The organism is Marinobacter sp. 1_MG-2023 (assembly GCF_030549045.1).
GTDB lineage: Bacteria > Pseudomonadota > Gammaproteobacteria > Pseudomonadales > Oleiphilaceae > Marinobacter.
Window position 1 is genome coordinate 182,185 of record NZ_JAUOST010000005.1, and the last position, 11,390, is coordinate 193,574.

Sequence of the window (11,390 nt, forward strand, 5' to 3'; positions counted from 1 at the left end):
TCACCATTCTTTACTCAAACCCTGGCTCCCAGAGCCGACTGGCAGATAGTATAACTGTGCCTAAGCCCTCACAATCAACAGCAATCCAGTGACTAGCAACACACAATACACGGCCTGCCGGAACCTGGTCTCGTCGAGGCGTTGGTGGAAAAACTCTCCTACCAGAACGCCAACCACCAGCAAGGGCAAGTACCACACTAGCCGACCGGCACTATTGAGCAGGCTGCCATCAAACAGGTAGAGCACACTCAGAGTCAGGTTCAGAGTGAACCAGACCGCCAGGAGGGTTGCGCGGGTGCGGCTTTTGTCTTGCTGGATACCGGCCAGAGCATAGACAAGCAGTGGGCCGCCGGAGGCAAACAGACCGTGGGTAATGCCTGCGCCGAAGGTGAGAATGCGGCTGGTCATCAGGCCGTGGGGCCTGGCCACATGGCCACCGAACAGTCGCCAGAGTTCCTTGCCGGCAAACCACACTACCAGAGCGCCAAATAGCGCCTTGAGAAGACTGGTCCCCAGCCAGGGCGTGAGCACATAGCCGGTAAAGGTACCAGCTACCATCAAGGGAAGAATCAGGGCGGTGAGTAGGCGCCAGTCGATGTGCTGGCGGTGTTTCCAGGTCAGATAGCCGCTCATGAACACGTTCAGGGGCACGAGTACTGGCAGCATCTCCGGAATAGGCAGGAATATGGCGCCCAGGGACAGGGCGATAACAATAGAACCGAAGCCTGTGATGGCTTCAATGGTGTAGGCAAGTAATATGGCCAGGCCAAGCCAGAGCCAGGGGTCAATCATGTGGCGGGTTCCCGTGTGAAGTCGCGATTTCTGGTTCTGCACCGCCCGCAATATCACCTGCGAATTTTCGGCGCACGACTCTAAGATACAGCAGCGGGGCAATGCGCCACAAAAGGCTGCCGAAGCGGGATATTCGATCTGGCAACAACCAGGGCTTGCGCTTGATGAGAGCCTTGGCGATCAGCTGCGCAATATCATCCGCGCTGGCCATACTGCCAACGGTGGAACGGGCGTGGGTCGCCCTGTTGCCATCGGCCCCCAGGGCACTCTGCTCTATGGGCGTGTCCAGAAAGCTGGGGTAGACCATGAGCAGATGAATACCCCTGGGCTCCAGCTCCAGCCGCAACACCTCAAAAAACTGGGTCAGAGCACTCTTGGCGGCACAATATCCTGCCCGCCCTGGCACCGGCATCCAGCCAGCCATCGAGCCTATGCAGATAATCTGACCTTTGCTGCGCTCCAGTAGGGGCAAGGCCAGCTGCGTCAGCTCCACCGGCCCCTGCCAATCAACGGCCATAACCTTGCGAAATACGTCCGGCTTTGTGCTGGCAGCCAGGGAGCGGTGAGTAATGCCCGCGTTATTCACCAGCAGATCCAGACGACCGTATGCAGCCTCGGTTTCTCGTACCAATCGCTCAAGATCCGGTGTGTGGGTGACATCCACGGTAACGATATGCACCCGGGTGTCATCGCCCAGCTCCTTTTGCCGTCGCAACAAGGCATCCGCATCTATATCCGCCAGCACAAGATTGTGGCCGGCCTGGTACCAGTGTTGGGCCATGGCCCAGCCCAGGCCACTGGCAGCGCCGGTGATCAGGGTAACGCTCATAGGTCGCCCGCCTTTTTCGCCTGCTCGATGAAGAACTCGAAGGTCTCTGCCGAGGTTTTTTGAAGTCGGTAGCCGAATTGCTCCTTTAACCGGCGGTTGCTCAACACGGGTCGATAACGGAGGAAGTTGACCTGCTCCGGGGCTACCGGTTTCCCCAGCCACCTGGCCACTTGCAATGCGCCTTTCGCCACACTCGCGGGTATGGTCAGCAGGGACTTGTCCAACCGGCTGGCGATCTCCCGAATGGTAAGGGCTCCGTCACCTGCCATGTTGTACCGGCCAACCTTGTCCTCTCGGATGCCCTGCTCCATGGCTCCAATAACATCCTGGTCCCAGATAAACACGAACGGTGAGTCACTGCCCCGGATGGCTAACAGGCGCGGCGCCAAAAACAGGCCGGTGATCTGGTTGCGGGTTTCAGCCCCCAGTACCGTGCCAGGTCGGAACACCAGCTGTTGCAATTCCGGGTGCTCATCGAGGTATTTCCGCAGTAGCTCCTCCACCTGGCGTTTGTGGTCCGAATAGGCAAACTCCGGGTTGCCCCGCAGAGGGTCGTCCTCATCGATCCAGGCCGGGTTATCCGGATGGTAACCGTATGCGGCACCGGAGCTGGTGACGGTGATATGTTTCACCTTCGCCGCGACACACGCCTCCAGTAGGTTTCGGGTGCCGTTTACGTCGATGTCGTAATCACGTTGTCGGTCGGGTGAAGCCTGGAGTATCGAAGCCAGGTGAATCACATGGGTAATCCGGTATTCCGCCAGGGTCAGTACGAGCTTGTTGTCCCGCACATCCAGCACTTCCAGCGGAAAATCCAGGCCATCCCTTGTTCTTATGTCGGTGCCAAGGACAAAATAATCCTTTGCGAGCCGGTTGCCCAACTGGTGGCCGATGTAGCCAGCAGCGCCGGTAATGAGTATCCGTTTTTCTATGGTCATGGGATCAGGAGTATTGCTCTGTTGCATGAGGAAGAGGTCGCCGGGCCCAGATCTGCGACAGGGTCAGGCCGGACACCAGGTGCCAGACGCCCCAGAAGGCAGTAATCAGCATCATGCCGCCGGCATCAGGGAAGAAGGTGAACAGGATAACCAGCCCAAGGCCTGAGTTCTGGATGCCCACCTCCATGGTAACCGCACGCTGATCCGGCACTGACAGCTTCATCAGCCGGGCCATGGCGTAACCAAGCCCCAGAGCTAACAGGTTGTGCCCTACGACCAGCCAGAAGAAGCTATGGAAGCGCTCCAGAAACAGCTCCATATTGTTCAGGAAGGCAATCGCCACGAACACCATGAAAATCATTAGCGAGATAAAGCGCAGAGGCTTCTCGCTACGTACCGCCAGCTGCGGAAACCGCCCGCCAGTGATCATGCCCAGTAGCAACGGCAAGGCCAGTACCAGTAACACCAGCAGCAGAATATTGCCGGGCTCCAGGGTAATTTCCTGTAGGTAGGCCCGGGTATGGGGGTTAAGCCAGCCGTAGAGGGCAAAGTTGAAGGGAGTCATCACCGTAGCCGCCAGGCTGGAGACGGCCGACATGCTCACTGACACCGCCACATTGCCTTTACCCAGCCAGGTCATGATATTCGAGAAGCTGCCACCGGGGCAGGAAGCCACCAGTATCATACCCAGCGCCAGGTCCGGATCGACGCGGAAGAACCAGGTGAACAGGCAAGTAGCCAGGGGTAGCAGCAGGAACTGGGCGAACAGCCCGGCCAATGGCGCACGGGGTATGGTGAGTACCCGCCGGAAGTCTGCCGGCTTCAAGGTCATGGACACCCCGAACATCATCAGTGCAAGAATGAGGTTCAGGATAATCAGGCTGGCGGGGTCAAACTGCACCGTCATGGACGACTGCATACGCCATTACCCCTTGCTGTCAGTTTCGAGGTCTGCGATGTGCCTGGCCAGGCTGTCCAAGTAGGCGTCTTTGTTCACATAGTAGGCCATGCGGGCCAGTTTGATGTAATTATAGCCCCCGTCCAGCCGCTCCCCGGCACGGGTTTTCTTTTTCTGGCACAGGTCGGTGGCGGCAGCAGAGCCCCGCTGCTTTTCCCGGATGAACAGGGAAGCCAGCCGGGCCTGCTGGTTGCGACCCTCCCATCCCAGGCCCGTGGCCTCGATCATCCCCATAACGAACAGGTTGTCGTAATCCGGGTGCATCATGTTCTGGTACAACCGAGGGGCGTCTTCGTGCTCGGGCCAATTCAGGTGTTTCTTGTTAATGAAGGGGTAGTCCAGCAGATATCCGGTAGCCATCAGAATCAGGTCATAGTCACCGGACTCGCCGTCGCTGAAGTGCACGGTATGGCCTTCAACCCGGTCGATGGCCCTGCGAGGCTTGATGTCACCATGCCCCAGGTGGTGAAGAATCAGGGAGTTGATCACCGGGTGAGACTCGTACATCCGATATTCCGGGTCCGGTAAGCCATAGTCTGAAGGCTTGCCTATCACCATGCGCATCAGCCGGGCATCGAGCCTTTGTTTAATGGGGCGGGGCAGCTTCAACTTGCCACCGAGGGTATCGACCGGTCGACCGTTAATGAATTTGGGCAGAAAATAGTAGCCCCGGCGCAGACTCATATCCACAGAGTGAGCATGGTGCACGGCGTCAACTGCAATATCCGCCCCGGAATTGCCACAACCGATAATAAGCACGCGTTTGTTCTTGAAGACCTCCGGGGTTCGGTAGTCGGCGGAATGCATCACCTCGCCCGCAAAGTCACCAGGAAGTGCCGGCATGTTAGGTGTGTGGAGGGTGCCGTTGGCAATCATCACACCATCGAAGATACGGGTCTGTGTTTGCCCCTCGTGCTCGGTAGTGATGGCCCACTGGTCTCCGTCCGGCTCAACGCTGACCACCCGGGTACTGAACTCGTAGTGTTCCCGCAGGCCAAAATGGTCCACGAAGTCCCGGAAATAGGATTTCAGCTCATGATGGCTGGGGTACTGGGCTACGGAGTCCTTCATGGGGAATTCTGCGAATTCCGTCATCCGTTTTGAAGAGATCAGATGGGCCGTGTCGTACATGGTGCTGTGGGGGTTGTCGATGTCCCACAGGCCGCCCACGTCGCTGTGGAGTTCAAATCCGGTAAAAGGAATATTCTGCTTCTGAAGGTTGCGGGCACAGGCCAGGCCCATGGGACCGGCGCCGATTACTGCGTACATAATGGTATTCCTGCTTTTATTATTAAGTGCCTGCATCTTACGGTTTCAGGCACTGGTTTTCCCGACCAGACGGGACACAAACCATGACAATTCGAGCCATGATATGACTCTGTCGGAGCTTATTGCCTACGAAACGGTAGCGGGCCAGCGGGAATTGCCCGCTTTGCAGGACAGGTTTATCGGGTTCGTGTCCGCAGTTTGTATACAGGGTACGTGGAGACGACCGAGGAGCGAGGGTTGATGAGATAGCACCGAGGGGGCACCCCTCATTTTATCAATTTGCGCCTTCATCCAGCGCCGATGGTGAATGATTGTCTTCGTCGGAGAGCCGCCGGCGCAGCTTGGCCGGAGAGGTGCCAGTCCAGCGCCTGAATGCCTTGGCGAACGCGCTTTCGTCCGAGAAGCCCAGCGCGTCGGCAATATCAACAAGCTTATCCTGCCCCTGAAGACGCTCAAGAGCCAGCCGGTGCAGCGTGCTGTCACGCAAGGATTTGAACGAATACCCCTCCTCCGCCAGCTTGCGGTTGAGGTGTCGGCCACTCAAGCTCATCTCCACCGCAATACGGTCTTTACCCCAACGCGGATACCGTTCAATGAGTCGCTGGGTCTCGGCGCTTAAGCTCTGGCACCCCAATTCGGCGAGGGTACGGTCAGTGAGGTGCCGGAGGTATGTGTGCAGGCTATTGTTGGCCTGAACCAGAGGTAGGGCAAGCTGCTCTTCAGAAAAAACCAGCGCGTTGCTTTCTGACTGGAAGCAGGCCTTCACGCCCAGCAGCCTGCTGTAGTTCTCTCTGGACGCCAGTGGCTCGTGCATGAAGCGAAATTCGCTCGCCGTAAAGCTGTCACCACTGGCCCAGCGGCCCAGATTAAGAATCGCCGCCAGCGCCGCCTCAACGCGCTCTGCCTGGCGCTTGGCAAGACGAGGCTGATAATGAACCGCAGCCTTGCCAGCCTTTTGGCGCACAAGTGTAAAGTCACCCCCTCCACCAACGATTGGAGCAACCTCTGTCAGTTGCTCCAGCGCCTCACCCAGTGTGGTGCAGGTCATCAGCAAAAGCCCCGCACTGTCGAGATGACCAGGTTGCAGCTCAAGCCCGATACGAAGCCCGACCAATGGATCCTTGCTGGTTTGGCAGCAGGCATCCCAAAGCTGATCCAGTAACGCCAACGGAAGGCGACTTTGCTGATCAACCATTTTCAGGAGTGTTGGGGAGATTGCCAGGCCGGCACGTTCTGCATATTGCGACAGTGCTTTGGCGTAAAGCTTGTTGACTGTATTCATGTTGCCATTCTTGGCTCGAATTACCGCCTTACTGTCCTGTTTAAACCGTCTTTGGGTAGACCCGTTATATATACTGACCGATGTCAATTGAACATAACAACAAGCCGGACCCATGTCCACAATGACAGGAGAGTGTGATGACAACAGCCAGTGGTGGCGCACTGCTAGCGCAGATGTTGCATCAAGAGGGGGTAGAGAAGGTATTCGGCATTATCGATGGCACTTATTTCGGTTTTTATTCGGAACTGCATCGGCTGGGTATCGAAATTGTTACTCCCAGACACGAATCCTGTGCGGCTCACATGGCGGGTGCCTATGCACGCCTGACCGGAAAGCTGGGGGTCTGTATGGCAAGCAACGGCCCCGGTGTCGCAAATATTCTGCCGGGGCTGGTGGTGGAGCAGGCAGAAGGTAACCGTGTACTGGTCATCACCAGTGCACGACGCCCCGGAATCATGTATCCGGACCGTGGCGGCGCTTACCAGTGCTTCAACCAGGTTGGCGTTATCGGGCAAATCGGCAAATGGAGCCATAGCGCTTCCGCCTTCGAGCGGGTTCCGGAACTGGCCCACAAAGCTCTGCGCGCTTGCTGGGAAGGGCGACCGGGTGTTGTACATCTGGATATTCCAGAGAACTTCATGAATGGCAAACAAAAGAATGTGCCAGCGTTAATACCACCCTCCCGGTATCGTAATCAGGCCAGCCTCCCGCCAGACCCTGAGCAAGTTCGACAGGCAGCTGACTGGTTAACCAGCGCCACCGCACCCATGATTCATGCGGGTAGTGGCGTGATCCACGCCGGTGCCTTTGAGGCGTTGGCACGCGTCGCCGGGATTCTGCAGGCTCCTGTCACAACCAGTTGGGCCGCCCGTGGCGTTTTGCCGGAAACGGTTTCGCTGGCCATCCCGATGCCTCATGTAAACGTTAACCACAAGGTGCGCAACGAGGCTGATACGGTTCTTGTACTTGGTTCACGCATCGGTGAAACCGATTGGTGGGGAAAACCACCCTACTGGCGTTCGCCTTCTGAGCAAAAAACCATACAGGTGGATATCGATGCCAGCATTCTGGGGCTGAACAAGCCTGTAGACCTCGCCATTCAGGCTGATGCAGGGAGGTTTCTGGCTGCATTGGCTACTGAGCTTGAGCAACGGCAACAGACAGGGCTGGAGCAGCGCAAACAGCGCGTGGCTGACTATCAACAGCTGATGACCAAAGAGCGGTCAGGTTGGAACAAGGCGCTGGCAGATTCGTCCGAGCCGATCCACCCTGCACACATCGCCACCGTGTGCGACGAACTCTTCCCGGACGACAGCGTGCTGGTAGCTGATGGCGGTAATGCAGCGATCTGGGCGATGTTCTATCACAAGGTTCGAACCCCAAACCGTATTCTGTCGACTTTCAAATTTGGCATGCTGGGCGCTGGCATGGCGCAAGCGGTGGGAGCGGCAGTGGCGCTCCCAGACACACCTGTGTGTTGCATTATCGGTGACGGTGCTTTCGGTTTTCACCCCCAGGAAGTTGAAACCGCAGTAAGAAACAAGGCCAGGGTGATCTGGATTGTTCTGTGTGATAAACAGTGGGGTATGGTCAAAATGAGTCAACAGTTTATGTTGCGACCACTCAAGACCATGCTGTTCAAGAAGTTGGATGAACATGAAACCATCAAGGCAGACTTGGGCGAAATCCAGTTTGATCAACTGGCCCGTTCGATGGGGGCGTTCGGTGCACGTGTTTCGTCAGTGGAGCAACTACGAGAGGCAATAGGCCTCGCACTCGAAAATGGAGGCTGTGGTGTCATTCACGTGGATGTTGATCCAGTGAAGCATATGTGGGCACCAGGGCTGGTTCATTTCAAAAAAATGCATGAGGAACCGCAAGGCTGATCAAAGCGCTCAATGGCGCCGCTAGACATCGTGTATACCAATAATTAGAAAAGCGACTTATAACAACAATGGAGAATCCCACCAATGACAATAAAAACCCACCAATGGCAGCAGTGGATCAAACTTCCGCTGGCTGTAGCTGTTGCAGCGGGAATGTCCGGACAGGCAACTGCTTATTCCTTTTATATCGGGGGCGTGGACGCCGCTTTTGACACCACACTGTCGGCCGGCGCTGGCTGGCGTACCGAATCTCAGGACAAAAGGTTGATCTCACAGGGCAACCTTGGGCCACAGTATGCCAACTCATCTGTCGGTGCGTCCTCCAACAACTTTGATGACGGTAACCTCAATTTCAACAAAGGGGACACTTACTCCAAGATCATCAAAGGTAACAGCGACCTCTTCCTCAGCTACAACGTGGACAGCGACACCCTGACTCGCGTCGGCGGTTTTGTTCGCGGCCGATACTGGTATGACTTTGAGTTGAAAGACGAGAACAGGGCTGTGGACCCTGTTGGTCAAAGGCGCGAGTTGAACAGCGCGGTAAAAGACAACGCCTCTGGCGGTGAAATCCTCGACGCGTACGTGTTTTCAGACTGGTATTTTGGCGATGTGCCGGTCAGCCTTCGCTATGGCAAGCAGGTCGTGAGCTGGGGTGAGAGCACGTTCATTCAGGGCGGCATCAACACCATCAACCCGGTTGATGTTCCAGCCTTCCGTGCACCTGGTTCTGAACTGAAAGACGCTCTGCTTCCCGTAGAGATGTTCTACGCATCAGCCGGTATTACCGAAAACATCACCGTGGAAGGCTTCATTCAGACAGGTTGGGAACCCGTGCGCCCGGACGACTGTGGCACCTTCTTTTCGACCAACGATTTCGCTGCCGAAGGTTGTGGCCCTGTACTCCTTGCAGGCCAGTTACCAGACTCGCAAGCATATGCTCAAGGCTTTATCACCCCTCGCCTGGGGGACCAGGAAGCGGATTCCAAGGATCAGTTTGGTGTGGCCCTGCGCTGGTACGTCCCTGAGCTGAATGATGCTGAAATCGGCTTCTACTACATCAAATACAATAGTCGCCTGCCATATATCAGTGGTGTGTCGAACAACCCGTCGTCCCCGCTTCCGACCCAGCAGAACGACCCAAGTAAGGATTTCACGCAGTTCCCGAGTTACTTCGTAGAGTATCCAGAGAATATCAACCTCTATGGCATCAGTATCAACACCACGATACCGGGCGGCTGGTCTCTGGGTGCTGAATACAGCTTCCGGGATAACCTGCCGTTGCAGTGGAGTGCTTTCGAAATGATCTTCGGTGGCTTGCAGCAGCGCGGGCCGAATGGCGAAGTACTCAGTAAGCTGGAACAGCAACGCCTGGATGAATCGAACAACGCTAACCTGGCAGGCAAGTCAGTAGACGCCTACGACCGTTTCAACGTTTCTCAGGCACAGTTCACTCTGGTGAAGTTCTTCGATCAGGTTATGGGTGCCAGCCGCCTGTCATTGATCACTGAATTCGGGGCCACCTACGTTCATGATCTCCCGGGCAAGGATGAAGCGCGTTATGGTCGCTCAGGTACCTTCGGCATCGGCACCTTGCCGCTGGAGGGGCCAAACTTCACCGGAGACTTCTGTACCGCCGGCGCTAACATCAATTCCACCTACTGTAACAACGATGGTTTTACCACATCCTTCTCCTGGGGCTACAGGACCCGCCTGATCTGGAATTATCCGAACGCCATTGCTGGCATCAACCTTTCTCCGCAACTGGCCTGGAGCCACGATGTTGAAGGTTATGCGCCGCAACCTGGCGGCAACTTCAAAGAAGGCAGCAAGGCCATTGGCCTGTCCCTACAGGGTGTGTACCAGAACCGCATAACAGGCTCCATCGGCTATACAAACTTCTTTGGTGGCAAACCGTTTAACGAATTAACAGACCGTGATTTCGTGAATGCGAGCATTTCCTACTCATTCTGACTCAGACTGAATTCGTTGAACGAGGACATTTGAAATGAAATTGAACAAGCATTTGTTGGCCACCGGCATTATGGTCGCAAACCTGTTTGCTGGTAACGCTTTTGGCGCCGTTTCTGAAGAAGAAGCGGCCAAACTCGGTGACTCGCTCACCCCAATGGGCGCCGAGAAAGCGGGCAACGGAAATGAAATTCCAGCCTGGGACGGCGGCCTGGCAACGCCACCTGCTGGCTATAAAGACGACGGTGTCTACGTGAATCCGTTCCTGGACGAGAAACGGCTCTTTACCATTGATCAGAGCAACGTGGAGGAGTACGCAGACAAGCTGTCTCCCGGCCAGATTGCCATGATCAATCGCTACAGCGATTACGTCATTCCAGTGTATAAAACGCATCGTTCCGCCGTGTACCCGGAAAAGGTCATGAGCGATACCGTTGCGAACGCCACCACCACAGAGCTGATCAAAGACGGAAATGGCCTGGGTAACTATGAGACGGCGACGCCTTTCCCCATTCCTCAGAATGGCCTTGAAGCCATATGGAACCACATCACCCGTTACCGCGGTGGTTCCATTCAGCGTAACTCCGGGCAGGTGGCTCCGACGGAAAATGGCGCCTATAGCGTGGTGAAGTTCCAGGACGAACTGACGTGGAAAACCTATCTGAAGGATTACGAGCCCGGGCAGGCTGAAAACGTGCTGTTCTATTTCAAACAGGCTATTACCGCACCGGCGCGTCTGGCCGGTAACGTCCTGCTGGTCCACGAGACCATTGATCAGGTTAAAGAGCCGCGTAGTGCATGGATCTACAACGCCGGCCAGCGCCGGGTTCGTCGTGCACCGCAGGTAGCCTATGATGGCCCGGGTACTGCGTCAGACGGCCTGCGCACCTCAGACAACTTCGACATGTTCAACGGCGCACCTGACCGCTACAACTGGGAGTTGGTTGGCAAGAAGGAAATGTACATCCCATACAACTCCTACCAGTTGGTCGATCAGGACCTGAATTATGACGACATCGTCAGGGCTGGCCACATCAACCAGGAACTGACTCGCTATGAGCTGCATCGGGTATGGCATGTGCGCGCAACCTTGAAGGACGGCGAGCGCCATGTCTATGCCAAGCGAGATCTATACATAGATGAAGACTCCTGGCAGGCATCGATCATTGATCACTACGACGGGCGAGGAGAGCTCTGGCGCGTTGCTGAAGCACACAGCATGCAGTTTTACGATCAGGCGATCCCCTGGTATGCGATCGAAACCCTCTACGATCTGCTGTCTGGTCGCTACCTGGTGCTGGGCTTGACGAACGAGGAAGCCAACCCATTCACTTTTGATGTTGAGCGTATGTCCCGTGACTTCACACCTGCTGCTTTGCGTCGCGCGGGTACTCGTTAAGTCGTGAATTCCGGGTTCTCCCCCGTTACAGCGGAAAATTCTACTTTTGATCACCGCTGTTTTCGG

9 protein-coding genes are annotated in these 11,390 nt (G+C 56.0%); 3 read left to right on the top strand and 6 right to left on the bottom strand.

The features are described from left to right. Nucleotides 1-60: 60 nt before the first annotated feature. The 6 genes from Q4606_RS13685 to Q4606_RS13710 all read right to left on the bottom strand — a co-directional run bounded on the left by Q4606_RS13685 (nucleotide 61) and on the right by Q4606_RS13710 (nucleotide 6,068). Nucleotides 61-792, bottom strand: a complete 732-nt coding sequence (locus Q4606_RS13685) for a sulfite exporter TauE/SafE family protein (protein WP_303607861.1) — start codon at nucleotides 790-792, stop codon at nucleotides 61-63. After that, the gene (locus Q4606_RS13690) at nucleotides 785-1,621 is read right to left on the bottom strand and encodes an SDR family oxidoreductase (protein ID WP_303607862.1); all 837 of its coding nucleotides are present in this window, start codon (nucleotides 1,619-1,621) and stop codon (nucleotides 785-787) included. Before Q4606_RS13690 ends, Q4606_RS13685 begins: the two co-directional genes overlap by 8 nt. Then, on the bottom strand, nucleotides 1,618-2,586 hold the full coding sequence (locus Q4606_RS13695) for an SDR family oxidoreductase (RefSeq protein WP_303607863.1): 969 nt from the start codon (nucleotides 2,584-2,586) through the stop codon (nucleotides 1,618-1,620). The genes Q4606_RS13690 and Q4606_RS13695 overlap by 4 nt, the downstream gene beginning before the upstream one ends. Beyond that, nucleotides 2,564-3,478 (bottom strand): bile acid:sodium symporter family protein, encoded by a 915-nt coding sequence (locus tag Q4606_RS13700; protein ID WP_303595211.1) that lies wholly within the window; start codon nucleotides 3,476-3,478, stop codon nucleotides 2,564-2,566. The genes Q4606_RS13695 and Q4606_RS13700 overlap by 23 nt, the downstream gene beginning before the upstream one ends. A gap of 6 nt (nucleotides 3,479-3,484) precedes the next feature. Then, nucleotides 3,485-4,786, bottom strand: a complete 1,302-nt coding sequence (locus tag Q4606_RS13705; RefSeq protein ID WP_303607864.1) for an NAD(P)/FAD-dependent oxidoreductase — start codon at nucleotides 4,784-4,786, stop codon at nucleotides 3,485-3,487. 274 nt (nucleotides 4,787-5,060) lie between these two features. After that, a complete protein-coding gene (locus Q4606_RS13710) occupies nucleotides 5,061-6,068 on the bottom strand; it encodes an AraC family transcriptional regulator (protein WP_303607865.1) in 1,008 nt (335 codons plus the stop codon). A gap of 137 nt (nucleotides 6,069-6,205) precedes the next feature. Here Q4606_RS13710 and Q4606_RS13715 point away from each other — a divergent pair, with 137 nt between their 5' ends. The 3 genes from Q4606_RS13715 (at nucleotide 6,206) to Q4606_RS13725 (ending at nucleotide 11,324) form a co-directional block, all read left to right on the top strand. Then, complete coding sequence (locus Q4606_RS13715) at nucleotides 6,206-7,954, top strand: thiamine pyrophosphate-binding protein (protein WP_303607866.1); 1,749 nt, start codon at nucleotides 6,206-6,208, stop codon at nucleotides 7,952-7,954. Nucleotides 7,955-8,038: 84 nt separating this feature from the next. Then, the gene (locus Q4606_RS13720; protein ID WP_303595205.1) at nucleotides 8,039-9,928 is read left to right on the top strand and encodes a DUF1302 domain-containing protein; all 1,890 of its coding nucleotides are present in this window, start codon (nucleotides 8,039-8,041) and stop codon (nucleotides 9,926-9,928) included. 34 nt (nucleotides 9,929-9,962) lie between these two features. After that, nucleotides 9,963-11,324: a DUF1329 domain-containing protein gene (locus tag Q4606_RS13725; RefSeq protein WP_303607867.1), complete on the top strand. Its 1,362-nt coding sequence runs from the start codon at nucleotides 9,963-9,965 to the stop codon at nucleotides 11,322-11,324. The last annotated feature ends 66 nt before the right edge of the window (nucleotides 11,325-11,390 follow it).

Excerpts from the sequence above, each read along its gene's own strand:
- Q4606_RS13685 (WP_303607861.1), bottom strand. The coding sequence starts at position 792 with ATGATTGACCCCTGGCTCTGGCTTGGCCTGGCCATATTACTTGCCTAC.
- Q4606_RS13690 (WP_303607862.1), bottom strand. The coding sequence starts at position 1,621 with ATGAGCGTTACCCTGATCACCGGCGCTGCCAGTGGCCTGGGCTGGGCC.
- Q4606_RS13695 (WP_303607863.1), bottom strand. The coding sequence starts at position 2,586 with ATGCAACAGAGCAATACTCCTGATCCCATGACCATAGAAAAACGGATA.
- Q4606_RS13700 (WP_303595211.1), bottom strand. The coding sequence starts at position 3,478 with ATGCAGTCGTCCATGACGGTGCAGTTTGACCCCGCCAGCCTGATTATC.
- Q4606_RS13705 (WP_303607864.1), bottom strand. The coding sequence starts at position 4,786 with ATGTACGCAGTAATCGGCGCCGGTCCCATGGGCCTGGCCTGTGCCCGC.
- Q4606_RS13710 (WP_303607865.1), bottom strand. The coding sequence starts at position 6,068 with ATGAATACAGTCAACAAGCTTTACGCCAAAGCACTGTCGCAATATGCA.
- Q4606_RS13715 (WP_303607866.1), top strand. The coding sequence starts at position 6,206 with ATGACAACAGCCAGTGGTGGCGCACTGCTAGCGCAGATGTTGCATCAA.
- Q4606_RS13720 (WP_303595205.1), top strand. The coding sequence starts at position 8,039 with ATGACAATAAAAACCCACCAATGGCAGCAGTGGATCAAACTTCCGCTG.
- Q4606_RS13725 (WP_303607867.1), top strand. The coding sequence starts at position 9,963 with ATGAAATTGAACAAGCATTTGTTGGCCACCGGCATTATGGTCGCAAAC.